At 38.6% G+C, this 25,509-nt stretch carries 19 protein-coding genes and 1 other RNA gene; all 20 read left to right on the top strand.

Annotated elements, in window-relative coordinates; translation table 11 throughout:
- The first annotated feature begins 39 nt into the window (after nucleotides 1–39).
- The 20 genes from ettA (at nucleotide 40) to GGR10_RS04590 (ending at nucleotide 25,503) form a co-directional block, all read left to right on the top strand.
- Nucleotides 40–1,689, top strand: a complete 1,650-nt coding sequence (gene ettA / locus GGR10_RS04685) for an energy-dependent translational throttle protein EttA (protein ID WP_182480148.1) — start codon at nucleotides 40–42, stop codon at nucleotides 1,687–1,689.
- A 792-nt stretch (nucleotides 1,690–2,481) separates the two neighbouring features.
- A complete protein-coding gene (locus GGR10_RS04680; protein WP_182480147.1) occupies nucleotides 2,482–2,841 on the top strand; it encodes a hypothetical protein in 360 nt (119 codons plus the stop codon).
- A gap of 1,409 nt (nucleotides 2,842–4,250) precedes the next feature.
- Nucleotides 4,251–4,640: RNase P RNA component class A (rnpB, locus tag GGR10_RS04675), an RNA gene on the top strand.
- A 246-nt stretch (nucleotides 4,641–4,886) separates the two neighbouring features.
- On the top strand, nucleotides 4,887–5,906 hold the full coding sequence (gene rsmH / locus GGR10_RS04670; protein WP_182480146.1) for a 16S rRNA (cytosine(1402)-N(4))-methyltransferase RsmH: 1,020 nt from the start codon (nucleotides 4,887–4,889) through the stop codon (nucleotides 5,904–5,906).
- Nucleotides 5,903–6,307 (top strand): cell division protein FtsL, encoded by a 405-nt coding sequence (ftsL, locus tag GGR10_RS04665; protein WP_182480145.1) that lies wholly within the window; start codon nucleotides 5,903–5,905, stop codon nucleotides 6,305–6,307. The genes rsmH and ftsL overlap by 4 nt, the downstream gene beginning before the upstream one ends.
- On the top strand, nucleotides 6,307–8,055 hold the full coding sequence (locus tag GGR10_RS04660) for a peptidoglycan D,D-transpeptidase FtsI family protein (protein ID WP_182480144.1): 1,749 nt from the start codon (nucleotides 6,307–6,309) through the stop codon (nucleotides 8,053–8,055). The genes ftsL and GGR10_RS04660 overlap by 1 nt, the downstream gene beginning before the upstream one ends.
- A gap of 17 nt (nucleotides 8,056–8,072) precedes the next feature.
- Nucleotides 8,073–9,524 carry a UDP-N-acetylmuramoyl-L-alanyl-D-glutamate--2,6-diaminopimelate ligase gene (locus tag GGR10_RS04655; RefSeq protein ID WP_182480143.1) on the top strand — a complete coding sequence of 484 codons (1,452 nt, stop codon included), beginning with the start codon at nucleotides 8,073–8,075 and terminating at the stop codon, nucleotides 9,522–9,524.
- Entirely contained in the window at nucleotides 9,521–10,942 is a 1,422-nt protein-coding gene (locus tag GGR10_RS04650; protein ID WP_182480142.1) for a UDP-N-acetylmuramoylalanyl-D-glutamyl-2,6-diaminopimelate--D-alanyl-D-alanine ligase, read from the top strand. Before GGR10_RS04655 ends, GGR10_RS04650 begins: the two co-directional genes overlap by 4 nt.
- 21 nt (nucleotides 10,943–10,963) lie before the next feature.
- Nucleotides 10,964–12,034: a phospho-N-acetylmuramoyl-pentapeptide-transferase gene (gene mraY, locus GGR10_RS04645; protein ID WP_182480141.1), complete on the top strand. Its 1,071-nt coding sequence runs from the start codon at nucleotides 10,964–10,966 to the stop codon at nucleotides 12,032–12,034.
- Between the two features lie 4 nt (nucleotides 12,035–12,038).
- Entirely contained in the window at nucleotides 12,039–13,445 is a 1,407-nt protein-coding gene (gene murD / locus GGR10_RS04640) for a UDP-N-acetylmuramoyl-L-alanine--D-glutamate ligase (RefSeq protein ID WP_182480140.1), read from the top strand.
- Nucleotides 13,446–13,573: 128 nt separating this feature from the next.
- Nucleotides 13,574–14,710: an FtsW/RodA/SpoVE family cell cycle protein gene (locus tag GGR10_RS04635; protein WP_176692445.1), complete on the top strand. Its 1,137-nt coding sequence runs from the start codon at nucleotides 13,574–13,576 to the stop codon at nucleotides 14,708–14,710.
- Nucleotides 14,711–14,721: 11 nt separating this feature from the next.
- A complete protein-coding gene (gene murG, locus GGR10_RS04630; RefSeq protein ID WP_182480139.1) occupies nucleotides 14,722–15,861 on the top strand; it encodes an undecaprenyldiphospho-muramoylpentapeptide beta-N-acetylglucosaminyltransferase in 1,140 nt (379 codons plus the stop codon).
- Nucleotides 15,845–17,257, top strand: coding sequence for a UDP-N-acetylmuramate--L-alanine ligase (murC, locus tag GGR10_RS04625; protein ID WP_182480138.1), 1,413 nt, complete (start codon nucleotides 15,845–15,847; stop codon nucleotides 17,255–17,257). The genes murG and murC overlap by 17 nt, the downstream gene beginning before the upstream one ends.
- Entirely contained in the window at nucleotides 17,250–18,227 is a 978-nt protein-coding gene (gene murB, locus GGR10_RS04620; RefSeq protein WP_182480137.1) for a UDP-N-acetylmuramate dehydrogenase, read from the top strand. The genes murC and murB overlap by 8 nt, the downstream gene beginning before the upstream one ends.
- A gap of 227 nt (nucleotides 18,228–18,454) precedes the next feature.
- On the top strand, nucleotides 18,455–19,375 hold the full coding sequence (locus GGR10_RS04615) for a D-alanine--D-alanine ligase (RefSeq protein ID WP_182480136.1): 921 nt from the start codon (nucleotides 18,455–18,457) through the stop codon (nucleotides 19,373–19,375).
- Complete coding sequence (locus GGR10_RS04610) at nucleotides 19,342–20,259, top strand: cell division protein FtsQ/DivIB (RefSeq protein WP_210268793.1); 918 nt, start codon at nucleotides 19,342–19,344, stop codon at nucleotides 20,257–20,259. The genes GGR10_RS04615 and GGR10_RS04610 overlap by 34 nt, the downstream gene beginning before the upstream one ends.
- On the top strand, nucleotides 20,259–21,557 hold the full coding sequence (gene ftsA / locus GGR10_RS04605) for a cell division protein FtsA (RefSeq protein WP_182480135.1): 1,299 nt from the start codon (nucleotides 20,259–20,261) through the stop codon (nucleotides 21,555–21,557). The genes GGR10_RS04610 and ftsA overlap by 1 nt, the downstream gene beginning before the upstream one ends.
- Before the next feature lie 66 nt (nucleotides 21,558–21,623).
- Nucleotides 21,624–23,372, top strand: coding sequence for a cell division protein FtsZ (ftsZ, locus tag GGR10_RS04600; protein ID WP_182480134.1), 1,749 nt, complete (start codon nucleotides 21,624–21,626; stop codon nucleotides 23,370–23,372).
- A gap of 196 nt (nucleotides 23,373–23,568) precedes the next feature.
- Nucleotides 23,569–24,441 (top strand): UDP-3-O-acyl-N-acetylglucosamine deacetylase, encoded by an 873-nt coding sequence (gene lpxC, locus GGR10_RS04595; RefSeq protein ID WP_182480133.1) that lies wholly within the window; start codon nucleotides 23,569–23,571, stop codon nucleotides 24,439–24,441.
- Between the two features lie 168 nt (nucleotides 24,442–24,609).
- Entirely contained in the window at nucleotides 24,610–25,503 is an 894-nt protein-coding gene (locus tag GGR10_RS04590) for an outer membrane protein assembly factor BamD (RefSeq protein WP_182480132.1), read from the top strand.
- Nucleotides 25,504–25,509: the final 6 nt, after the last annotated feature.

Below are 25,509 nucleotides of genomic sequence, written 5' to 3'. Positions count from 1 at the left end.
TCTCACCCTTTAATTTTGCATAATATCAAAGAGAGATTTATGGCGCGTCAATTTATCTATCATATGGCTGGAGTCAATAAGGTTTACGGCAATAAGAAAATTTTGGAAAATATCCATTTATCTTTTTATCCAGATGCTAAGATTGGTATTTTAGGGCCAAATGGTGCAGGTAAGTCGACGATTTTGCGTATTATGAGTGGGTTAGATAAAGAATATACAGGAGAAGCATGGCTTTCTGAAGGAGCACGTTGTGGTTATCTTCCGCAAGAACCTGTTCTTGACCCAAGCAAGGATGTGTGGGGTAATGTGATGGAAGGGGTTTCAGATAAGCAGGCAATTTTAGATCGCTATAATGAATTGATGATGAATTACAGTGATGAAACAGCCGATGAAAGTGCTAAACTTCAGGATATTATTGACAGTCAAAATCTTTGGGATTTAGACAATCAAGTAGAAATGGCTATGGCTGCTCTTGGTTGCCCACCAGGGGAGGAGGGTGTAACTAAACTTTCAGGTGGTGAAAGGCGGCGCGTTGCGCTTTGTAAATTACTTTTGTCAAAACCTGATTTATTGCTTTTAGATGAACCAACAAACCATTTAGATGCTGAAACTACAGCTTGGCTTGAAAGGCATTTACGTGAGTATCCAGGTGCAGTACTTCTGATTACGCATGATCGTTATTTTCTCGATAATGTAACGGGTTGGATATTAGAATTAGATCGCGGTAAAGGTATCCCTTATGAGGGAAATTATTCTGCTTATTTGAGTGCTAAAGCTAAACGTATGGCACAAGAGGGGCGGGAAGAAGCTGCTCGTCAACGTGCATTGTCACGCGAAAAGGAATGGATAGCTTCCAGTCCGAAAGCGCGCCAAGCAAAATCAAAAGCTCGTATCAGGGCTTATGATGAATTGGTTCAGGCTGCGCGTGAACGCCGTCCTGGAGATGCGCAAATTATTATACCAGTTGGAGAAAGATTGGGACAGGTTGTTATTGAGGTTGATAATTTGTCAAAAGCGTACGGTGAGCGTGTATTGATTGATTCTCTTTCTTTCAAGCTTCCCGCCGGTGGAATTGTGGGCGTTATTGGTGCCAATGGTGTAGGGAAGTCCACCTTATTTAAAATGTTAACAGGGCAGGAACAGCCTGATTCAGGTACAGTACGCATCGGGGAAACGGTTCAGATGAGTTATATTGACCAGAATCGCGATGCGTTGGCAGGAGATAAGACTGTTTGGGAGGAAATCTCTGGTGGAGATGACATTATTAAGTTAGGCAAATATGAAATGAATAGCCGTGCTTATTGTGGAGCATTTAACTTTAAAGGTTCAGATCAGCAGCAAAAGGTGGCGAATTTATCGGGAGGGCAGCGCAATCGTGTTCATTTAGCTAAACTTTTAAAAAATGGAGGTAATGTTCTTCTTCTTGACGAACCTACAAACGATCTTGATACAGAAACATTAGGTGCGTTAGAAGATGCGCTGGAAAATTTTGCTGGTTGTGCAGTTGTGATATCGCATGATCGTATGTTTCTTGATAGGTTGGCTACTCATATTTTGGCGTTTGAAGGTAATGGTCATGTGGAATGGTTTGAAGGTAATTTTGCTGAATATGAAGCTGATAAACTTCGTCGTCTTGGTCCAGATGCTATTAATCTTAAACGTGTCAATTATAAACCTCTCGCCCGTTAACACTGCTTTTCTTATATGAATACTTATACTCCTAATTTGTCAGTATAATACTTTTTAGAAAATATCTAAGGCCTGTATTTTGCAAAATATAGTTACTTGATTTGACAGAGCAGGGCTGTTTAAGATTTTTATTGTAATAAGTTGTTTAATTAATTGATATAATTTATTCTGCTTATTGGAATGTGATCTATAAAAACTATTTGTTATTTTTAAGTTTTTGTTACAGTAAATTATTTCTCATAATCTTGTACTAAAGATTTAAATTACTAAAAAGAATTTTATTAACACACTTTGGAGTAAAGTGTGCTTCAAATTGGATCATCTTAAATATTTTTTGCCTAAATTTTTCCATTTTTGCAAGGCTTAAGGCTGTTTTTTGCTCTTTCTTTAGCTAAAATGGTGAGAATTTCTTGTTGTTTAAAATGTTTTATTTCATAGTTAGGTTATTGCATTAGCGATTATAATGGTTGATGTAATAAGACAATCAGGGAGCCTCTCCCCCCTCCCCCGCGTGGATCCCTAGATTGTCTGGCCCGACTGAAAAATTCTTCAGTCGGGTTTTATTTTTTTATTTAAATTAAATTTGAATTCAGCATTACATTGGTACATATGTCATTTAGCAAGTGCAAACAGCTACTTATAGTATGGTGTTAGTACATAAATGTTGGGAATATTTTTCTAGGTGTTTATGTATTATTTTCAGTAAGTGACATAATTATTTTTAAATTTAAAAAATAAAAAACATTATATAAATGATGTAATTATAGTGTGTTATAATGTTTAGGATCAAAGATGATAAAGTTTCGCTGGCGTTATCTTGTTATTCTAATGCTTCTTTTATTGTTCGTTGTGGTAGCGAGTTTTTTTGTGTATCAATTTGTATTTGGTGAGGCGAGCTTTTCACGCCAGACTGATACAACAGATAGCGCCCTAGGAAGGGTGGCAGTATTTTCACCGGATATTCCAAGGGATCTTTTTAAGATAAGTTCTCAGCAAGAAAAGAGCATTGTTAAGCAAGCACGTCAAGATGCGATTGCTGCTGCCCTTGCGAGCGGTCAGAATAATAAAAAGGCACAACAATTTGGGAAAATTGCAGCTGCAGCTGCATTAAAAGTAATTTCTTATTCTCCTGTTGTTGATGTTGGTTTTTAATCATTTATCTATAATGATTTAGGAATAATTATTTGAAGCTTGTTTTAAGAATGCTTTGTTCCGTCCTTCTCCAGAATATAAAAAGCGTAAAAAATACATTCTGAATTATTTGCTGCGTTATTGGGGATGAATGATAGGTAAATTGTTAAAATGTTTTTTCTATAAAATTTTAAGCTGTTTATCCATTTTAGCTGCGTGAGGTTAGTGTATCGTAAGCCCGCGTGTGTGTGAATGTAAGCCAAAATATTTATTAGGTAATGTTTTTAGGGGGGCCGAAGCATAAATTGCTTGTTAATAGGTATTGCTTTATTAGTTGGTAATTGAAATTATCAATGTTTTTTACAAAATTATCTGAAAAATAGATAGAAGCTGGTCATTAACTGGTCATTAAGTTGTGCTTGAAAGCAGTTAAATAATATACAATTGAAAGACTGACTTGTTAACATATTTAGTGTAGTTTCTCATAAGAGAATTAGCTCTGGAGAATGGTTTTTATGACATGAGCTTTTGGCTAATTGGTATTGGCTTTAAATAGAACTGAACTGATGATCTTTTCTAGGGATTCTATATGTTTAATGAATAAAAGAGCATTCGTTAAAAAGATTCTTAGTCGATATTGGTATTGTAAATAGTAGATTTGGCGATAATGGAGTTTTTAATATCTGTAAGCGATAAATGATGGAGTTTTTCATCATTATTTTTGCATACAATTAGTATTGTATGTCTATCAAATGAATATATTGTGTCACTTTTAAACTTTTTTCTAGATGAAATACACCTTAAAGCTTTATAATTGTGATTAAACGTATTTTAATGAAAAGAGAAGGAATGCAATTTTTGAAAATCTTTTTAAACAGCAATCTTTTCTCTATTTTTATATTTTGTGTGAAAAAGCTTATACTGATATTGAAAGTTTAAGCTTAAACAGCAGTTTAATTGTTATTTCTTTTAAGATATTCATTCTTTTTTATGAAATTTTAGTTCAAAATTGCAATTCAATATAAGATTCCAATTAATTTAGTATAAGCTGTTGTTAGTATTAAAGGTAATGGTCGTACGTATACAAAAAATTTTTTGGTACAATAAATTTGACCTGCGAGGGGGAGTTACAAAATAACTCTGTGTAAAGATCTTTATCATTCTTAAGGCAATTTTGAATGCGGTGTACATTATTGATATAAATACCTAAATTAAACAGTGACAATAGCTGTATAATTTTAAAAATATAATGCCGATCGTGCTGCGCAAATGAGTTCTATTTTAGTTTAAAATATTGTTCAAAAATTACAATCTATTTAGATTTATTGAAACAACACTATGTTTTAATGGTAATGAACGATTTTAAGGATATGTAAAATATTTTTAAGGGCTATTTTCACTTTGTGAAAAATGTTTTATAAATCATCAAGTCAGTCGGCTGGGCAGCCGCGCTTGCTCAGTATTTAAAAGAGCAGGTGAGGAAAGTCCGGGCTCCATGGAAAAACGGTGCCGGGTAACACCCGGCGGGGGTGACCCTAGGGAAAGTGCCACAGAAAGCAAACCGCCTATTTTTATAGGTAAGGGTGAAAGGGTGGGGTAAGAGCCCACCGCACACTCAGTAATGAGTGTGGCAAGGTAAACCCCACCGGGAGCAAGACCGAATAGAAATGACGCGCAAGGCTTAACTTGCAGCCAGTTTCCAGGTGAGTCATTTGGGTAGGTTGCACGAGGCGGATGGTAACATCCGTCCCAGATGAATGGTTGCCATGTAGAGTGTAAACTTTATCATACAGAACCCGGCTTACAGGCCGACTGATATTTTTTATATTTTTATAGTATTGGCACAAGTCTTCAAAAAAATTTATGTTTAAATTGCACACTTTTAAAAATGTTTTTTAAAATTATAACATTTCTTTAAATATAATGAATTAATGTGTGCATTAGGATAACTTTAACTGCATTTTCTTTTGTTAAGATAAGTGTGAAAGTTAAGGTTTTAGTTATTATGACATCATTTGCCATTGGTGGTTATTGATGCGAAAAAATATAAATCAAGATGGGTTATTTTGACAGGGCAGGGTAACGAAACTGAAAGCCATATTCCAGTATTGTTGCAGCCAGTTTTAGCTGCGCTTGTACCATTAGCTGGGGCAAAAGTAATTGATGGCACCTTTGGTGCTGGGGGGTATACGCGTGCTTTGCTTGATGCAGGTGCAGATGTTATTGCTCTTGATCGTGATCCTCATGCAATCCGTGAGGGGCAATTGCTTGTTGATCATTTTTTTCCACGTCTTCGTTTGGTGCAAATAGAGTTTTCACGGTTGGATTGTGTGGTGGAAGAAAAGGTGGATGCAGTTATTCTTGATATTGGCGTATCTTCAATGCAATTGGATGAAGCTGAACGGGGGTTTTCTTTTCAAAAAGATGGTCCACTAGATATGCGAATGGCACAGACTGGTTTTACAGCAAGCGATGTTGTTAATTGTTTAAAAGTCAATGAATTGTCCCATATATTTAGGATATTGGGTGAAGAACGTCATGCGGGTCGAATTGCGCGGATGATTGAAAAGCGTCGTCGTATTCGTCCTTTTTTGCGTACATGTGATCTTGCCAATGCTATTGAGGTTTTAGTGGGTCGTAAACCAAATGATCGTATTCACCCTGCAACACGTGTGTTTCAGGCTCTTCGTATTTACGTTAATGATGAGCTTGGTGAACTTATGCGAGGTTTATTGGCTGCTGAAAAAGTTTTGAAAGCAGGGGGGCGTTTAGGAGTTGTTAGTTTTCATTCTCTTGAGGATCGCATAGTAAAAAGATTTTTTTCTGCTCGTTCAGGAGAAGGGGGAAGGTCGCGCTATCTTCCTGAAATAAAATCTAGTCCAGCAACATTTTTGCCTTTGTTTAAAGGTGTGAAGACCGCAAATGAAGAGGAAGTACAAAAAAATCCTCGTGCACGTTCTGCAAAGTTACGTGTAGGCATACGTACTCAAGAAGATGTTCTTCGTACTCAAGAGGATGTCATTAAAGCGGATATGGAATTGTTTGGTTTGGCAGAAATTACCAGTTTTAAAGGCAGTAAGAAATGACATTTTTTCGTACATTGGATGTGGTTTTAGTGACTATTATGATTTGTATGGCAGCTATTACTTATAAGGTAAAATATGATGTCCAAAAACAAATTGGCGAAGCATACCGTCTTGAACGGGAGATTACAGCAGAAAAAAATATGGTAAAGCTTTTGCATGCTGAGTGGGCTGTGATGATAGAACCATCACGTATGCAAAAACTTGCAGAATATTATCAAAAAGAACTAGGTTTGGAGATAATACAACCTCGTCAGATTGTAGAATTGAAAGATATTCCAGCACGTTTATACGATCAAATTGACGAATTGATTAAGAAAAATACCTTTGAAGAAGATAAGGCTCTTCTTGTTAAAAATCATGTTTCTCAGAATAATAACGTTATTCAAAAAGGTGTGCAGTAATGCGATTATTGCTCCTGTTTTCACGTAAAAAGAAATTAAACGACCAATTGAGCAGTTCAGATCTTTCTATTTATCACTCATATTTTAACCGTTCACGATTGATTTTTTCTATACTGTGTTTTCTTATTCTGTACGGTATTATGGCGAAGTGCCTTATTTCTTATGGGCTTCAAGGTGGTCAGATTGAAGAAGCAAAAGGACCGGGAGCATTACAGCTGGCTGCTCGACCTGATATTATTGATCGTAATGGGCGTTTATTGGCAACAGATATTGAAACTTATTCACTTTTTGCCGAACCACGTCGCATTATTGATATAGATGAAACAATAGAATTGATTTCAACGGTTTTACCTCAGCTTAATTGGCAAGAAACTTATAAGCGCTTAAAAAGAAAATCTCGTTTTTCTTGGGTCCAACGTGGGTTAACTCCAACACAAAAAACGCAAATTATGGCACTTGGTATTCCAGGTATTGGTTTTCGTACTGAAGTACGTCGTTTTTATCCAGGTGGACCTATAGCTTCACATATTCTTGGTATGGTTAATGTTGATAATCAAGGCATAGCAGGCATAGAAAAATATATTGATGATACGGGTTTGAGTGTTCTTCGAGATGCTGGTCTTGCAACTGAGGCATTGTTGAAACCAGTTCAACTTTCGATTGATATACGTGTTCAGGCAATTGTACGTGACGAGCTTATGAAGGGGATGGAGCGTTATAAAGCGCTTGCTGCAGGAGCTGTTATTTTGAACATCCATACCGGTGAGGTCGTTGCTATGGTATCTGTGCCTGATTTTGACCCTGGGAATCCTGTTGATTCTCTTAAAGGTGACCGCCTTAATCGGATGACAGCTGGAACTTTTGAAATGGGATCAATTATCAAAAGCTTTACTACTGCGATGGCGCTTGATTCAGAAGTTTTTCATTTAAATAGTATCATTGATGCTTCAAAACCAATTCAAGTAAGTCATAGCCGTTTTATTCGTGATTTTCATGGGAAAAATCGCTTCTTAACGCTATGGGAGGTGTTTGTTTATTCTTCTAATATTGGTTCTGCTCGAGAAGCATTAGAAATAGGGATTGATGGACATCGTGATTTTTTAAAACGTCTTGGTTTACTTGACCGTATGACAACAGAATTACCTGAGGTTGCTAGTCCTGTTTTGCCGCGTCGTTGGCGGGATATAGATTCTATGACGATTTCTTTTGGTCACGGTATGGCAACAACACCATTGCAAACAGCGGTAGGAACAGCTGCTTTAATGAATGGTGGCTGGCTGATTGAACCCACATTTTTAAAGCGAACTGAAGCGCAAGTTTTGCAACATGCTAAACAAGTGTTACACCCCCGAACTAGCCAGGATATGCGCTACCTTTATCAGTTAAATAGTGCTATTGGTTCTGGGCGTAATGCAAAGGTGGAAGGTTATCGTATTGGCGGTAAGACAGGAACAGCTGAAAAAGTTGTAAATGGAAAATATTCTAAGATGAAGAATTTCAACAGTTTTCTTGCTGCTTTCCCTATGGATAATCCTTCTTACGTTGTTTTAACAATTGTTGATGAACCTCAGCCTGAAGAAGGCAAACGCTCAGCAGTGGCAGCAATGAATGCAGCACCGATGCTTGCGAATATCATTCGTCGTTCAGCCAGTTTTCTTGGAGTAAAATCAGATTTTAAAAAAGAATATGAGCTAACTTTAAGTACAACTAATAATTCTGCATTATTTAAGACAACGGTAAACAATTAACATAAAGATAAGCAATCATGTTTCTTGGAGCATTATTTACAGAATGTATTGAAGATAATTGTCTTGCCTCAATTGAAATTACGGGAATAAGTTCAGATTCTCGGCAAGTGTTGCCAGGTTATGTTTTTGTGGCTCTTCAAGGTAAACAAGGTGATGGCAGGCAATATGTGAACGATGCTATAGAGCGTGGTGCACGAGTAATAGTTACAGATTATGATTGTACCCTTGAGGGGGTATGTGTTCCGGTTTTGCGTGTTGTAGATGTACGCCATAGCTTAGCCATTGCAGCTGCACGTTTTTATGGTGTTCAACCTGAAATTGTTACAGCTGTTACGGGGACAAGCGGAAAAACATCGGTTGTGTCTTTTGTTAGGCAAATTTGGAAGCATGCTGGGTTTTGTGCAGCTAGCATAGGGACAGTTGGTGTTGTTTCACCTAAGCGTAATGATTATGGCTCCCTCACAACACCTGATCCAGTAATGTTGCAACGTTTGTTGTGTGAAATTACTGGTGAGGGTGTTACGCATGCGGCACTTGAAGCTTCTTCGCATGGTCTTGATCAGGGTAGACTTGATGGAGTGCGTTTAGCAGCAGCAGCTTTCACTAATTTAGGGCGCGATCATATGGATTATCACCCATGTGTGGAAGATTATTTACGTGCTAAAATGAGATTGTTTGATACGCTTTTGCCACGTGATGCACCCGCTATTATTTTTGCAGATGATGTTTATTCACAAAAGGTGATTGATCATGTTACACGAGCAGGGCGCCCAGTATTAACGGTTGGACGTAGCGGCAAGTTTATTACGATTAATCGTATTGAGCATCAGCGTTTAAAACAGTGTGTTGAGTGTCGTATGGGAAACGATATTTACACATTTGATTTGCCTCTTGCGGGGGAGTTTCAAGTGACTAATGCACTTATGGCTGCAGGTTTAGCAATTGCGACAAATGTACCGCCCAGTAGTGTTTTTCGCTCTTTGAAAAAATTACAAGGAGCACCTGGCCGGTTAGAGTTGGTCGGAAATACGGAAGATAATGCATTTGTTTATGTGGATTATGCTCATAAACCAGAGGCTTTAGAGCAGGTATTACTTTCTGTTCGCCCCTTTACATTGGGGCGTTTGATTCTTGTTTTTGGTTGTGGTGGTGATCGTGATCAGGGCAAAAGACCCTTGATGGGAAAAATTGCAGCAAGCAAAGCTGATATTGTTATTGTTACTGATGATAATCCTCGCACGGAAGATCCTGCAAAAATTCGAAAAGATATTTTACAAGCAGCATCAGGAGCAATGGAAATAGCAGATCGTGGTGAAGCTATTGATTATGCAGTGAGGTTACTTGAAGCTGGAGATACGTTGATTATTGCAGGAAAAGGTCATGAAAATGGTCAAATTATAGGAAAGACAACGTATCCTTTTTCAGATCATTTAAGAGCAGTTTCTGCTTTGAAAGAACGAAATAAATGACAGTTTTATGGGATAAACAGACACTTCTTTCTGTTATGAATGGTCTATCGGTTGGATGCTTGCCAGAGACTTTTTCGGGGATTTCTATTGATAGTAGATCTCTTATAGAGGGTGATATTTTTTTCTGCATTAAGGGTAATAGTCTAGACGGTCATGATTTTGCTGCACAAGCTTACGCGAAAGGTGCTGGAGTTCTTGTGGTTGCGCAAAATCGTTTGGCTGAAATGAAGACATTAGCTGCTCCATTGATTGTGGTTCCCGATGTTTTAAAAGCGTTAGAAAAACTTGCGCAAGCAGCACGTGAGCGTTCAAAAGCTAAAATTATAGCTGTTACAGGTTCTGTTGGAAAAACAACAACAAAAGAAGCTCTTAAACAAGCACTTGGAACTGTTGGAAGGGTTTATGCTAATCTTGGTTCTTTCAACAATTGTTGGGGTGTTCCCTTAACTTTAGCACGTATGCCTGCAGATAGTGATTATGGCATATTTGAGATTGGGATGAATCATAAGAATGAAATTCGTCCTTTGGTAAAATTAGTTCGCCCACATGTAGCTTTGATTACTCATATTGCTGCTGGACATATAGGTTTTTTTAAAAATCTTGAAGAAATTGCAGATGCAAAAGCTGAAATTTTTGAAGGACTGGATGATGAAGGTGTAGCTCTTTTAAATGCGGATAGTCATTTTTTTTCTCGTTTGGTTCAAAAAGCAGAACAATGTGGTGTAAAAAAAATCTTGAGTTTTGGAGAATCGCAAGGTGCTAATTACCAGGCAAAAGAGATTCATCTTTTGACAGATTGTTCTTGCATGACTATGCATTTTTCTAACCAAGATATGACGGTTAAAATTGGTGCTCCTGGGCGGCATATTGTACAAAATATTTTGGGCGTTTTAGCGGTTTGTGATGTAGTTGGTGCTGATTTAACACGTGTTTCACTTGCTTTAAATTGTTTTTCTCTTCCAAAAGGCAGAGGTAACCGCTATCGACTATCTTTGCCAAATGGAGGAGAATTTCATTTAATTGATGAAAGTTATAATGCCAATCCTTCTTCTATGCGTGCTGCCCTTGATCTTCTTGCTGCGGGACCAGTCGGTACACGTGGTCGTAAAATAGCAATTTTGGGTGATATGCTTGAGTTAGGAGTTTATAGTGAAAAGCTTCATCGTGATCTGGTGAAGCCAATATGTATTTCTGGTGCTAATCCGGTTTTTTTAGTTGGAAAAGCAATGAAATTTTTGGCTGATGAGCTTTCTACTTATATCAAAGTTTATTACTCTGAACATATTGAGGAACTTTTACCGCTTATTTTACAAGAAATTTCAGAAGGCGATCTTATTATGATTAAATCATCTCATAGTGTTGGTTTGTCACGTATTGTGGTGGCTCTTCTTGATCGCTATAAAAAGATATCTTTATAATTTTACCGGGTTTTTTGCACTATGATTTTGTTACTTTCTTCGTTGAGTGATTGGCTGCCAGGCGTTAATGTTTTTCGTTATATTACTTTTCGCACTGTGTTAGCTATGCTGACATCAGGTTTAATTGTTTTTTTGTTTGGCCCTAGTATTATTGCTTCTCTTAAAGTGCGGCAAGGAAAGGGGCAGCCAATTCGAGCTGATGGCCCTCAAACCCATTTTAAAAAAGCTGGGACACCTACCATGGGTGGGTTAATGATTTTGAGTGGCATTGTGGCATCGACGCTTCTGTGGTGTAATTTATCGAACGCTTATCTTTGGGTATCATTATTAGTTATGCTTTCTTTTGGGGTAATTGGTTTTTATGATGATTATCTTAAAGTGACAAAGCAAACAGACAAGGGATTTTCCGGTAAAGCACGATTGGGTTTAGAGTTTTTAATTGCGACAACTGCTTGTGTGATTATTGTAAAGATTGGTTCACCAGGATTGGCTTTACCTTTTGTGAAAGACTATTTTATTAATTTAGGTTGGTTTTTTATTCCTTTTACTGCTTGTGTTATAGTGGGGACCGGTAATGCGGTTAATTTAACGGATGGTCTTGATGGGCTTGCTATTGTTCCTGTAATGGTCGCTGCTTTATCGTTTGCGTTAATTGCTTATCTGTCGGGTAATATAAATTTTGCTGATTATTTACAGATCCACTATGTACCTGGAGCTGGAGAATTGACTGTTTTATTAGGAGCAGTTGTGGGTGCTGGTCTTGGTTTTTTATGGTTTAATGCACCTCCGGCGGCTATTTTTATGGGTGATACCGGTTCGTTGGCGCTTGGAGGGTTGTTGGGTGTTGTTGCTGTAGCGACTAAACATGAAATTGTTTTAGCTGTTATCGGTGGGCTTTTTGTTTTAGAAACGCTGTCGGTTATCATTCAGGTAGGTTGGTTTAAATTGACGAGAAAGCGTGTATTCCTTATGGCACCAATTCATCATCATTTTGAGAAAAAGGGGTGGACTGAAAGTCAGGTTGTGGTACGCTTTTGGATTATTTCGATTGTTTTAGCGTTGATTGGTCTTTCAACACTTAAGTTGAGATAAGATTGTGATTTCAGTTGAATGCTATAAAGGTCAAAAAGTTGCTCTATTTGGACTAGGGCAGTCTGGATTAGCTACAGCGCAAGCACTCATTACTGGTGGAGCTGAAGTGATTGGGTGGGATGAAAATCCTTCTAGCGTAGAAGCTGCTTGTAGAAAAAATATTCCAACGAGAGATCTTCGTTATGAAGATTGGTCAGAATTTGTTGCATTGATTTTAGCGCCTGGGGTACCTTTAACTCACCCTCAACCTCATTGGACGGTTAATAAAGCACGTCAGGCAGGTATAGAAATTATTGGTGATATTGAACTATTTGTTCGTGCACGGAACCATTTTTTACGTCAACATGGTTTTTGTGATCAGGATGTTCCATTTATTGCTATTACAGGTACGAATGGTAAATCGACCACTACTACTTTACTTGCCCATCTTTTAGACAAGATGGGTTATGATGTACAAATGGGAGGAAATATTGGAACAGCGATATTAACTCTTAAGCCATTTGTTAAAAAACGTATTTATGTTATTGAATGTTCATCATTTCAGATTGACTTAAGTCCTTCTCTTCAACCTACAGTTGGTCTTTTGTTAAATCTAACACCTGATCATATTGACCGACATGGCAGCTTTACTCATTATGCGCAAGTCAAAGGGCGTTTAGTTTCTAAAGCTTTTCATGCTCTTGTTTCAGTTGATGATGCCGCCTGTCAGATTTTATATCAACAACTTATAAATGGGGGGCATCAAGTTAAGGCAATTTCTAAAGAATACTGTATTGATGATGGTTTTTATGCAGAAGGAACGAAACTTTTTTCTATTAGCCATGGGCAGCGTTGTTTGCTTGCAGATCTTGCTACAATAACTTCGTTACGCGGTGCCCATAATGTGCAAAATGCTCTTATAGTTTTAGCGACATTGCAGGTGTTAAAAATTACTGATCCGCATATAGAGAAGCATTTAGCAAGTTATATGGGGCTTGCCCATCGTATGCAGCAGGTACGCAAAATTGGACCGGTTTTATTTATTAATGATAGTAAAGCTACCAATGCGGAAGCATCAGCTTGCGCGCTTGCTACTTTTAACGATATTTTTTGGATCGCTGGAGGGCAGGCAAAAGAAAGTGGAATTGCTCCCTTAAAAGGATTTTTTGATAAAATTCATAAAGCTTATTTAATTGGTGCTGCTGCAGAGGATTTTGCCCACACTATTGGCTCTGCTTTTCCTTTTTCAATGAGCTTAACTTTGGAAAATGCAGTGCGGGAAGCGGCTATTGATGCAATTCACGCCAATGCAAAAGAAGCCGTGGTTTTGTTTTCGCCAGCTTGTGCGAGTTATGATCAATTCAAAAATTATGAAATGCGTGGAGAGACTTTTATTTCTTTGGTTAGGCAGTTGAAGGAAAACGAATTATAAAAAAATTATTCTACTATTAATAATCCAGAATCTTTTTTAGTGTAATTTAGTTTTTGAAATGCTTGCCAAAAAAAATAGAAACATCATATCGCTTTGAGTGGAATGATAAAAAGGATAAAGTGAAGGTGATGATTACTCGTGCAAATCAAGATCCGATTGCTAATTGGTGGTGGACGATTGATCGTTTTATTTTTGCTGCTTGTCTGATTTTGATGGGGATTGGCGTTATGTTGTCTTTTGCAGCTAGTCCCGCTGTTGCGAAAAAAATAGGAATTGCGGATAGTTTTTATTTTGTTCGTTGGCATATCATTTTTAGTATCCTTGCGTTTTTTACTATGGTTACTATTTCTTTTTTTTCACCCCATAATATTCGCCGTTTATCCATTCTTTTATTATTTGCGACACTTATTCTTATGGTCGCAACTTTATTATTTGGTTCTGAGTTAAAAGGGGCGCGGCGTTGGATTTCTTTGTTTGGTTTTTCTTTGCAAGCTTCAGAATTTATGAAACCAGCGTTTGTGGTTGTGTCAGCTTGGTTGTTTTCAGATCAAATGAAACATTACGGTAGGTTGCGCTATACATTGGCTATTGCACTTTATGCTCTTTGTTGCACACTTCTTGTTTTACAGCCTGATATTGGTCAAACACTTTTGATTAGTGCAACATGGGGTGGTTTGTTTTTTGTAGCAGGTGTATCTCTTACTATTATTTTGTTCTTTGTTGTTTTAGCGGTTTTAGGAGGTTTTTTAGCTTATTTTTTTGTTCACCATGTGCGCGAACGTATTAATGGTTTTTTAACAGGTGAAGGTGATACATTTCAGGTAGATGTAGGGCGTGAAGCTATTTTAAATGGTGGGTGGTTTGGTCAAGGGCCAGGTGAGGGGACAGTTAAGCGCATTATTCCTGATAGCCATACAGATTTTGTGTTTTCTGTTGCAGCTGAAGAATATGGTATTATCTTCTGTTTATTGATTATGGCCCTTTTTGGTTTTATTGTTATACGTTCACTTTATATAGCGTTGAATACGCGTGATTCATTTACGTGTTTTGGTATTACTGGCATGGCGATAATGATTGGTTTGCAATCGGGGATTAATATGGCAGTCAATCTTCATTTGATACCTCCAAAAGGTATGACATTGCCATTTATTTCTTATGGTGGTTCATCTATGGTGGCGATTGCTATTTCGATGGGTATTTTGCTTAGTTTAACACGCCGTTGGCCAGAAACGCGGTTTTCAGCTTTTCCTCCGCTTACTGTTTAGGATGTTACCTAATGACGCATAAAAAAAAGGTTATTATTTTGGTTGCTGGAGGTACAGGTGGGCATCTTTTTCCTGCAGAGGCACTTTCTGTTGAATTAAGACGGCGCGGATATGATGTTCATTTGGCAACGGATGAAAGAGCGAAGTATTTTGTGCGCCATTTTGATAAAAAACATATCCATATTATTTCATCAGCAACATTAACACGGTATCATCCTTTTGCACTTATAAAAACATTTTGGCGTTTGTTAAAGGGAATATGTCAATCGTGGGTGCTTTTTTATAAATTACGTCCTGTTCTTGTGGGGGGATTTGGTGGTTATCCTACCTTTCCACCTGTTTTGATTGCTGCCTTAACGAAACGTGTAACATTTATTCATGAGCAAAATGCTGTTATGGGCCGTGCTAATAAAGTTTTAGCATCTAGGGTCAATGCAATAGCAGGTGGTTTATTGTCAGCTAATGGAGTTTATGCTTATAAAACGTTTCTTACAGGCAATCCTGTTCGTGAGGCTATCCTTAAAGCGGCAGAAATTCCTTATTATCCTTCTACTGAGGACAAGCCATTTCATTTTTTGGTTTTTGGTGGTAGCCAAGGGGCTTCTGCTTTTTCAAAAATTGTCCCTGAAGCGATTGCTTTACTTGATAATAATATCCGTAAACGTTTACGTATTATTCAGCAGGTTCGTGGTGAAGTGATGGATTTGGTACAAATTTATCGCAATATGGGGGTGGAAGCAAAAGTTGCTCCTTTTTTTGATAATATGGCTGAACATATTGCTTGGTCTCATTTTATTATGTCACGTTCTGGTGCTTCAACGGTTTGTGAAATAGCTGTTATTGGTAGGCCAGCTTTATTGATTCCCTATCCTCATGCTTTAGATCATGATCAAGCAGAAAATGCGGCAATGCTTGCTGCAACGGGAGCAGCTCAAATTATCGCTGAAAAAGATTTAAATGCACAAATACTCGCTTCTCTTTTAACGAAAGCTTGTCGTGAACCAGACTTATTAAAAAAACAGGCGCTTGCTGCAAAAAAGGTTGGGCAATCTCATGCAACCAAAGTTCTTGCAGATATGGCTGAAGCGTTGATTGCAGGAAGGTCATTATCAGACATTAGAAAGGAGCTTTTTAATGAAAATGCCGCTTGATATTGGCCTTATCCACTTTGTAGGTATTGGTGGTATTGGTATGAGTGGAATTGCTGAGGTTCTTCATAATCTTGGTTATAAAGTTCAAGGATCCGACCAAACGGATAATGCAAATGTGGAGCGTTTACGGGGTAAAGGGATTAATATTCATATAGGTCATCGTGCTGAAAATTTAGAAGCGGCAAAAGTTGTTGTTATTTCCACTGCTATAAAAAAAACAAATCCTGAATATATTGCTGCTAAGGAAAAGCATTTACCAATTGTTAGGCGTGCGGAAATGTTAGCAGAATTGATGCGTTTTCGCCGAGCAATAGCTGTTGGTGGTACACATGGTAAGACAACCACCACATCAATGGTAGCAGCACTTCTTGACGCTAGTAATTTTGATCCGATGGTCATTAATGGTGGCATTATCAACGCTTATGGAACCAATGCACGTATGGGCTGTGGAGATTGGATGGTGGTTGAAGCCGATGAAAGTGATGGTACATTTTTAAAATTGCCTGCTGATATTGTTGTTGTCACCAATATCGACTCTGAACATCTGGATTATTATGGTAGTTTTGATGCTGTACGTGAGGCTTTTCGGCAATTCGTAGAGAATGTGCCTTTTTATGGTTTTGCTGTTATGTGCCTTGATCATCCAGAGGTTCAGACATTGGCCAGTCGTATTGATGATCGTTGGGTGGTGACTTATGGTGCTAATCCGCAAGCTGATGTACGTTTTCTTAATCTTTCGATGGAAGGTCAAAAAACGCATTTTGACGTTCTTATTCGATCCCGAAAAACAAATGAAGAGACTGAATTGAGAAATTTGGTTTTACCGATGTCAGGGCAACACAATATTTCTAATGCTACTGCAGCGATTGCTATTGCACATGAGCTTGGTATTTCAAATGAATCTATTAGAAAAGGGTTAGCGAAATTTTGTGGAGTAAAACGGCGTTTTACACAAACGGGAAGTTGGTGTGGTGTTGAGATATTTGATGATTATGGACACCATCCGGTTGAAATAAAAGCTGTTTTAAGTGCAGCTCGTGAAAGTGCGAAAGGACGGGTTATTGCGATTGTACAACCGCACCGTTATTCACGTTTGCATGATTTATTTGATGATTTTGTCACTTGTTTTAATGATGCTGATACAGTGATGATTGCACCAGTTTATGCAGCTGGTGAAGAACCAATTACTGGTTTTGGTTCTAAAGAATTGGTTGAACATATTCAAATGGCAAGCCATCGTGATGTGCGCTTAGTGAATACTCTTGAAGATATTACTTTGATTATAGCTACATTAGCGAAACCTGGTGATTATATTGTTTTTCTTGGTGCAGGTAGCATTACACAATGGGCTTATGCTCTACCTAAACAATTAGCGGAACTTAATAGAAATGGTTAATTTTCAGCCAATTGATGGTGAAACGCTGTTGGCACAGTTACAGCCGGCATTGAAGAAAATACGGGGTAAATTTACTCCCAATGTTGAGATGCGTAAGGTGACATGGTTTCGTACTGGTGGGTTAGCTGAGCTTTTTTATCAGCCTTCTGATGAAGCAGATTTAGCTTTGTTTCTTCAAGTGTTACCAGAATCTATTCCTATAACAATTGTGGGGATTGGTTCTAATCTTCTTATACGTGATGGGGGAATTCCTGGGGTCGTTATTCGTCTTTCAGCAAAAGGTTTTGGACAATTAGAGCAGGTTTCTCCAAAGCGCCTTCTTGTTGGTGCTGCTACGGCAGATAAACATTTAGCAGCAGCGGCTTTAGAGGCTGAGCTTTCTGGTTTTCATTTTTATTATGGTATTCCTGGTAATTTGGGTGGGGCATTAAAAATGAATGCAGGGGCTAATGGCATTGAGACAGCTGAGCGTGTTGTTGAGGTCTATGCACTTGATCGTAAGGGTGAGCGCCATGTCTTGAGTATAAACGATATGCATTATTCGTATCGTCATTGTAATGCTTCCGAAGAGCTTATTTTTACTGCTGCTGTATTGGAAGGAAAGCCAGGAAATAAAGATAATATTCATGCTGCTATGAATGAAGTTGTTCTGCATCGGGAAAAAGTACAACCTGTTCGCGAAAAAACAGGTGGGTCAACTTTTCGTAACCCTAAAGGTACATCTGCATGGCGCGTTATTGATGAAGCGGGGTGCCGTGGTTTACAGATCGGTGGTGCTCAAATGAGTGAGATGCATTGTAATTTTATGATTAATACAGGTAAGGCTACAGGCTATGATCTTGAGCAGTTGGGTGAAACTGTACGTGCTCGTGTTTTTGCTCATTCGGCCCATTATTTAGAATGGGAAATACAGCGCCTTGGTCAGTTTGAACAAGACCATATCGTTCCTTCTTTTGATCAGTTTTATTGATTTATTTAAATCACTAAAAAATTGAGTCATTTCAAAGAGATAAGAAAAATTTTCCATTAAAAATCAATAAATTAACAGAAAAACTCTTGCTTCATACTCTTGATTCTGATTCATTATAGAAAATGCTAGGATGTTGATTCGCAAGGATAAATCTAGTTTGTTCTTATGTATAGTATGAATTGTTTTGATAGAGTCTATATCTAGTATGTCAAGAGGAATAGATTGTTATGAAAGATAAGCGTATAGCTGTGTTGATGGGCGGATTTTCATCTGAGCGCTCTGTAAGCTTATCTTCAGGTACTGCTTGTGCTGATGCTCTTGAAAAGCAGGGTTATCACGTAATTCGTGTGGATGTTGATCAACAAGTTGCTGCTGTTCTTAAGCAATTGCAGCCAGATATTGTTTTTAACGCATTGCATGGACCATTTGGTGAAGATGGTTGTATCCAAGGTATTCTTGAATATTTGAAAATTCCTTATACTCATTCTGGAGTGATGGCATCAGCTTTGGCAATGGATAAAGGACGTGCGAAAGTCATTGCTGCTAGCGCTGGTGTACATGTTGCTCCTTCTTGTGTGATGAATCGCTTTGCTATAGGGCGAGAGCATCCTATGGAACCACCCTATGTCATTAAACCGGTGCGTGAAGGGTCAAGTTTTGGTGTGGTGATTGTAAGTGGTGATGAGGCTTTGCCACTGCGTAATGTTATGAGTAGTGAATGGGTTTATGGGGATGAAGTGATTGTCGAAAAGTACATTCCTGGGCGTGAACTTACTTGCGCAGTTTTAGGGGATGAAGCTTTGGATGTTTGTGAAATTGTGCCTGATAAACATTTTCAATTTTATGATTATGATTCAAAATATAAGCCTGGTGGTTCTCTTCATATTTGTCCTGCACAACTTTCATTAAATATTTACCAAAAAGTGCAAAGAATGTCTTTGGCAGCACATCAAGCTATAGGTTGTCGAGGTGTTAGCCGTTCAGATTTTCGTTTTGTCGAGGAGACAGAGGAGCTAGTTTGGCTCGAAATTAATACGCAGCCTGGTATGACATCGGTTTCTCTTGTTCCTGATATAGCGAAAGCGAGTGGCCGTACTTACGGTGATATTGTTAAATGGATAGCGGAGGACGCGTCGTGTATGCGTTGAATGTTGATAGAATAAATGTTCTGATGGTGCAGTCAGTGCCAGTTTTTCCGCGTCTTTATCGTCGCTTTTGTCGGTTTATATTTCAGTTTGTTGCCAGTATTTATGTGCCTCGCCATTTTGGTTCTTTTGCCGTTTTGTTTTTTTTCTTTCTTTCGGTGCTTTATGGGATTTCGTTTAATGGTCAGATGGATAGTATTATAAAAGCTGTACCATTGAATTTTGGTTTTGTAGTGACTGATGTCGATATGAATGGCAATAAGCGTGTAGCAAGACAGGATATTTTGAAGATTTTAGAGCTTGATACTTATCCATCAATTATCAATTTTGATGTTAATAAAGCGCGTTTTATTTTAGAACAACAGGCTTGGATTCAATCTGCTGATGTTCAGAAGATTTATCCTAATCGTGTGCGTATTTCAGTGATAGAGCGTGAACCATATGCCGTTTGGCAACATGATGGTATAATAGATATTGTTGATCATACAGGATGTGTGATTGCTCCATTTCAGGCGGGTCTGGTTCAGAATTTGCCTCTTGTGGTTGGTTATGGTGCACAAAGTGCAGCAAAATTATTTATTCAAGAGCTTTCGGTATATCCACAGTTGAGCGACCGTATCCGTGCTTATGTGCGTGTGGGTGATCGGCGTTGGGATATTGTTCTAGATAATGGAATGCGTATTATGCTGCCTGAAAAGGGAGCTGTTGAAAGCCTTTCTTCTCTTATTAAAACAGGTATGGTACAAGATCTTTTTGTGCGTGATGTTTTAAGTGTTGATTTGCGTCTTTCTGATCGGATAACAGTTTCTTTATCCGATAAAGCGTTGGCACGTCATCGTGCTGCTGTAGCAGAAGAAGAGCGCGTCTTGAAGGCGGGGGATGTGTAATGTTGCTTGGGTCGCATCATAGTGGAGGGCGCAAAACACGTTTTTTAACGGTTCTTGATGTTGGTTCAAGTAAGATTGTGTGTCTTATTGCTTGTTTGCATCCTTTGAGGCATACACACCATTTACATGCTCGTACACACTCTATGGAAATTTTAGGTTTTGGTGTGCAACGTTCACGTGGTATTAAATCTGGTGTTGTGATGGATATGTATGCGGCAGAGCAGTCTATACGTTTGGCTGTTGATGCAGCAGAAAAAATGGCTGGTTTAGTGGTAGATTCAGTCATTGTGAATTTTTCTTCAAGCCGGTTGAAGAGTGCCTTTGTTAATGGTGTTGTGCGTTTGGGGGGGCGTAAAGTTACTACGCGTGATATGCGTATGGCATTAGCAGATGTTTCGCGTAAAGCTTTTAAGGCTGAACGTCACGTTATGCATTCAGTTCCAGTGTCTTATGCGTTAGATGGAGATAAGGGAATTTCTGATCCTGTTGGGATGATGGGAGAGTTATTTGGTGTTGATGTGCATGTTGTGACGGCAGAAACAGCGCCTTTACGTAATTTGGAAGCATGCATTAACCGTGCTCATTTAAGTGTTGAAGCGATGGTGGCAACACCTTTTGCTAGTGGTCTTTCGGTTTTAGTTGATGATGAGGCGCGTTTAGGAGCGGCGTGTATTGATTTTGGTGGTGGAACAACGACATTTTCTGTGTTTTCTGGAGGAAAATTTGTTCATGCAGATGCACTTGCAATTGGGGGGAATCATATAACTCTTGATGTTGCTCGTGGATTATCGATGTCTATTGAAGAGGCTGAGCGTTTAAAAGTTATATATGGCTCAACATTTTCAGCAGATTGTGATGAGCGTCAGATGATTAATGTATCAGAAATTGGAAATGAACGTCGTGAAATCCAGTATCCATGCGCTGTTCTTGGTCGTATTATTCGTGCGCGTGTTGAAGAAATATTAGAAATGATGCGTGATTGTTTGAACCGTTCAGGTTTTGGTCACATCATTGGTAAGCGTGTTATTTTAACCGGGGGGGCAAGCCAATTAGCGGGTTTGCCGGAAATAGCACGTAGTATATTGGGGAGAAATGTTCGTGTAGGGCGGCCTTTGGGTATTTCCAGGCTTCCTTCCTTTGCTAAAGGAGCGGCATTTTCATCTGCTGTTGGATTGTTGATTTATCCGCAATTGGCGGGGTTTGAAGAAAAAACAGTCCAAACTGCAGTGAATCGTTTATCGACAAGCACGGATGGATATTTCAAACGTGTTGGTCAGTGGTTGCGTGAGAGTTTTTAGTAAATATAGGAATGAAATTAATTTTTACCGTTTTAGTTTGCGGTACTTTATGAAAAGGAAAAGAAAATGACGATTAATCTGCACCGGCCAGATATCGCGGAATTGAAACCACGCATTACCGTTTTTGGTGTTGGTGGTGGTGGTGGAAATGCCGTCAATAATATGATTAATGCTGGCCTTCAAGGAGTTGATTTTGTTGTTGCCAATACAGATGCACAAGCTTTGGCTATGTCAAAGGCTGAGCGTGTAATCCAGCTTGGTGCGGCAGTTACAGAAGGTTTGGGTGCTGGTGCTTTGCCGGAAGTTGGGCAGGCAGCTGCAAATGAATGTATTGATGAGATTATGGATCATCTTGCAAATTCCCATATGGTTTTCATTACGGCAGGTATGGGTGGAGGCACTGGAACAGGGGCGGCACCTGTTGTTGCTCGTGCAGCGCGTGAAAAAGGTATTTTGACTGTAGGTGTTGTAACCAAGCCATTTCAATTTGAAGGTGCACGCCGTATGAAAACCGCGGAAGCTGGTATAGAAGAATTACAGAAATCTGTTGATACATTAATTGTTATTCCTAACCAAAATCTATTTCGTATTGCAGATGAAAAAACAACATTTGCCGATGCTTTTGCCATGGCTGATCAGGTGCTTTACTCTGGTGTTGCTTCTATCACGGACTTAATGATTAAAGAAGGGTTGATTAATCTTGACTTTGCTGATGTTCGTTCTGTTATGCATGAAATGGGTCGTGCGATGATGGGAACAGGTGAGGCTTCTGGTGAAGGACGTGCTTTAAAAGCTGCTGAAGCTGCTATTGCAAATCCGCTGTTAGATGAAACCTCTATGTGTGGGGCTCGTGGTCTTTTGATTTCCATTACAGGGGGCCGTGATATGACTTTGTTTGAAGTGGATGAGGCTGCTAATCGTATTCGTGAAGAAGTTGATGTTGATGCGAATGTTATTTTTGGTGCCATTGATGATGATTCACTTGAAGGTCTTATTCGTGTGTCGGTGGTTGCAACAGGTATTGACCGTATGGTTAGTGATGTTGTTCAGCCTTCTGGTCCTAAATTTCAACGACCTACAGTTTCAATGCGTAGGGGTGATAATGGACTAGAACAAACAGTTTCTCAATCATCATCATCGTCTTCTGAATCAATGGTAGATGTGATGGAAGCGCTTGAATTGGAAATGAATCAATCAGCTGAAGAGCCATTCCGCCCTAAAAGTCAAATTTTTACGCGCCCTACAGATACAGTTGCTACACGAAATACAAATACTCTTCCTTATGGGCAAAATATCTCTCATGGGCAGATATCAAATACACCGCGTATGCAGGTTAATCGTGTTTCTGCACAGCCTTTGGCTGCAGCAGTTAGTATGGAGGCGACTGCGCATGTTCTTGATGAAATGACTGAAATTGTAGAACAGGAGGAAAAGAAAGTACAAGTGCAGCCTCGCTCAACATCGGCGCATATTCCTGAATTAAAAGATTTTCCTTCCGTTTCTCTTGAACAAGATGTGCATTCTTCTATTTCTGATCAAGGTCCACGTAATCTTTGGCAGCGTTTAAAGCAGAGCTTAACATATCGTGAGGAAGATGAACTAGAAGCTCGGTTGGAGCCTGCTGTAAGATCTTCTCAGCATGAGGAATCTAAAAATTCTAATGAAAACAGTCAAATGCTTTCTCAGGATGCTTCTGTTTATGTTCCACGTTGTTCTACTGAATCACAGCCACGCGTATTACAAGATCAGCGTATTTTGGTAAGTGAAGAAGATCAGTTGGAAATACCTGCATTTTTGCGTCGCCAAGCACATTAATAGATAAAAGGATAGGAAGAGAAGACTCTTTATCGTGATAAATTATAAGTAAAATATGTTGAGTTTTTATATAAGATTCTATATTTTTTATAAGCCCGCTTTATAATAAGCGGGTTTATTATTTTGCGCAGAAATAATTTGTTGAGGATTTTGTTAAGACCTTTAAAGATCATCAAGAAAATTAAGAAGTGGTATTATGCGTTTGATGAAAAGGTATCAATCGACTCTTAAGAATGCAGTGACGTTTAAAGGATATGGTGTGCATAGTGGGTGCCTATCTATAGTAAAAGTTTGTCCAGCCGATGTTGGGTGTGGTATTATCTTTAAACGTTTTGGGGAGGACGGAAAAGAACAAACGTTTCAGGCACATGTATCGCAAACGGGAAAGACTGAATTATCAACAGTGCTTGGCCATGGAGATGTACGGGTTGAGACAATTGAACATTTGATGGCGGCAATTGCTGCTTATGATTTAGATAACCTCATCATTGAAGTATCAAGTAATGAGATACCTATTTTAGATGGTGCTGCATGGCAGTATTGTCAGCTTTTCGAGAAAGTAGGTATTGTACAGCAGGCAGTATTGCGTCCTTATTTTATTATAAAAAAACCAATGCGCGTTGAAACGACCAATGGCTTTGCAGAATTTTTGCCGTTTAATGGCCGCCGTTTTGATGTTACAATCGATTTTGCTTCATCTGCTATTGGGAAGCAGCAATTAAGTTTTGATCTTACGTCACAGGCATTTCGAGATGATTTATCGCGTGCACGTACCTTTGGTTTTGTTAAAGATGTAGAAAAATTGTGGACTTCTGGGAAAGGATTAGGCGCCTCTTTAGAAAATTCTCTTATTATTGGTCTTAATAACCAAATCATTAATTCAGATGGCCCTTATTTTGAAAATGAATTTGTTAGGCATAAAACTCTTGATGCAGTTGGTGACACTGCTTTGCTTGGTGCACCTTTTATTGGATTATTTCGTTCACATTGCAGTGGGCATGCACTTAATTCACAATTAGTTAAGGCTGTTTTGACAGATGAGTCGTGTTACGAAAAAAGTATTTTGTAGTTGGAATAAAAAGATTTGGAAAATTTTACTTAAGCTTCTTTGATTTTTAAGGGGATGATTGACCAAAAACTACTAAATCAGTTAGTCAGTTTTAAAATGATGTGGCATAAAGCTTTTTGATAAATAGCTTTTACTCCAAGGTGATATTTTTGGGAGGCTGGGAACACTATGAAAAGGTCTAATATGTATATTAAAAGTATGGCACATAGGCAATCTAACATTGTACGCAAAGTATTGATTGGGATCTTAGGAGGGGGGCTCTGTTTATTAGCGGGTTGTTTAAGCAAAGATACAGATGCTTTTAATCCAGCTATGCATGTTTTAATAATGGATCCACCAGATGTATTGTATAATCAAGCGCTTACTAACCTTGATCTAGGGCGATTTGATGAGGCGTTGAAGAAGTTTTCTATTATTGAAAAACAATACGCTTATACAGAATGGGGCCGTAAATCTTTAGTTATGGGCGCTTTTGTAAGTTACCGACTGGCCAAGTATGATGATGCAATTAGTATGGCACAGCGCTATATTACTCTTTATCCAAACGCCAGCGATTCTGCTTATGCTTATTATATTGTTGGTCTTTCTTCTTTTCATCAAATTCGCGATGTTACACGCGACCAACGAGATACCAAACGCGCTATTGCTGCTATGCAGCTTTTAATAGAACGCTACCCAAACTCTGAGTATGTAAAAGATGCTAAAGATAAAATACGCTTTGGCCGAGAACAATTGGCTGGTAAAGAAATGCAGGTTGGCCGTTACTATGAGGAAGGTCGGCAATATTTAGCAGCAAGCAGAAGATTTCGCACAGTAGTTGAAGAGTATTCGGATACAAACCAAATTGAGGAAGCGCTTTTCCGCTTGACTGAGGTTAATCTTGCTCTTGGTTTAATTGCAGAAGCGCAGACAGCAGCAGCTGTTTTAGGGCGCAATTATCCAGAAAGTAAGTGGTATAAATTCTCCTATGATTTGTTACAGAAAAATAGAGTGTCACCGCAAGAGCATAAGTCTTCTTGGATTTCACGTGCTTTAAGTGGTGATAAAAATGAGGCGCGTTGATTTCAT

Origin of the sequence: Bartonella chomelii (genome assembly GCF_014138465.1) — a bacterium.
GTDB lineage: Bacteria > Pseudomonadota > Alphaproteobacteria > Rhizobiales > Rhizobiaceae > Bartonella > Bartonella schoenbuchensis.
This window is presented reverse-complemented; position numbering and strand designations above follow the sequence as displayed.

Bases quoted from the DNA above. Each gene is read 5' to 3' on its own strand.
- ettA (WP_182480148.1), top strand. From the start codon at position 40: ATGGCGCGTCAATTTATCTATCATATGGCTGGAGTCAATAAGGTTTAC.
- GGR10_RS04680 (WP_182480147.1), top strand. From the start codon at position 2,482: ATGATAAAGTTTCGCTGGCGTTATCTTGTTATTCTAATGCTTCTTTTA.
- ftsL (WP_182480145.1), top strand. From the start codon at position 5,903: ATGACATTTTTTCGTACATTGGATGTGGTTTTAGTGACTATTATGATT.
- GGR10_RS04660 (WP_182480144.1), top strand. From the start codon at position 6,307: ATGCGATTATTGCTCCTGTTTTCACGTAAAAAGAAATTAAACGACCAA.
- GGR10_RS04655 (WP_182480143.1), top strand. From the start codon at position 8,073: ATGTTTCTTGGAGCATTATTTACAGAATGTATTGAAGATAATTGTCTT.
- GGR10_RS04650 (WP_182480142.1), top strand. From the start codon at position 9,521: ATGACAGTTTTATGGGATAAACAGACACTTCTTTCTGTTATGAATGGT.
- mraY (WP_182480141.1), top strand. From the start codon at position 10,964: ATGATTTTGTTACTTTCTTCGTTGAGTGATTGGCTGCCAGGCGTTAAT.
- GGR10_RS04635 (WP_176692445.1), top strand. From the start codon at position 13,574: ATGATTACTCGTGCAAATCAAGATCCGATTGCTAATTGGTGGTGGACG.
- murG (WP_182480139.1), top strand. From the start codon at position 14,722: ATGACGCATAAAAAAAAGGTTATTATTTTGGTTGCTGGAGGTACAGGT.
- murC (WP_182480138.1), top strand. From the start codon at position 15,845: ATGAAAATGCCGCTTGATATTGGCCTTATCCACTTTGTAGGTATTGGT.
- murB (WP_182480137.1), top strand. From the start codon at position 17,250: ATGGTTAATTTTCAGCCAATTGATGGTGAAACGCTGTTGGCACAGTTA.
- GGR10_RS04615 (WP_182480136.1), top strand. From the start codon at position 18,455: ATGAAAGATAAGCGTATAGCTGTGTTGATGGGCGGATTTTCATCTGAG.
- GGR10_RS04610 (WP_210268793.1), top strand. From the start codon at position 19,342: ATGGATAGCGGAGGACGCGTCGTGTATGCGTTGAATGTTGATAGAATA.
- ftsA (WP_182480135.1), top strand. From the start codon at position 20,259: ATGTTGCTTGGGTCGCATCATAGTGGAGGGCGCAAAACACGTTTTTTA.
- ftsZ (WP_182480134.1), top strand. From the start codon at position 21,624: ATGACGATTAATCTGCACCGGCCAGATATCGCGGAATTGAAACCACGC.
- lpxC (WP_182480133.1), top strand. From the start codon at position 23,569: ATGCGTTTGATGAAAAGGTATCAATCGACTCTTAAGAATGCAGTGACG.
- GGR10_RS04590 (WP_182480132.1), top strand. From the start codon at position 24,610: ATGAAAAGGTCTAATATGTATATTAAAAGTATGGCACATAGGCAATCT.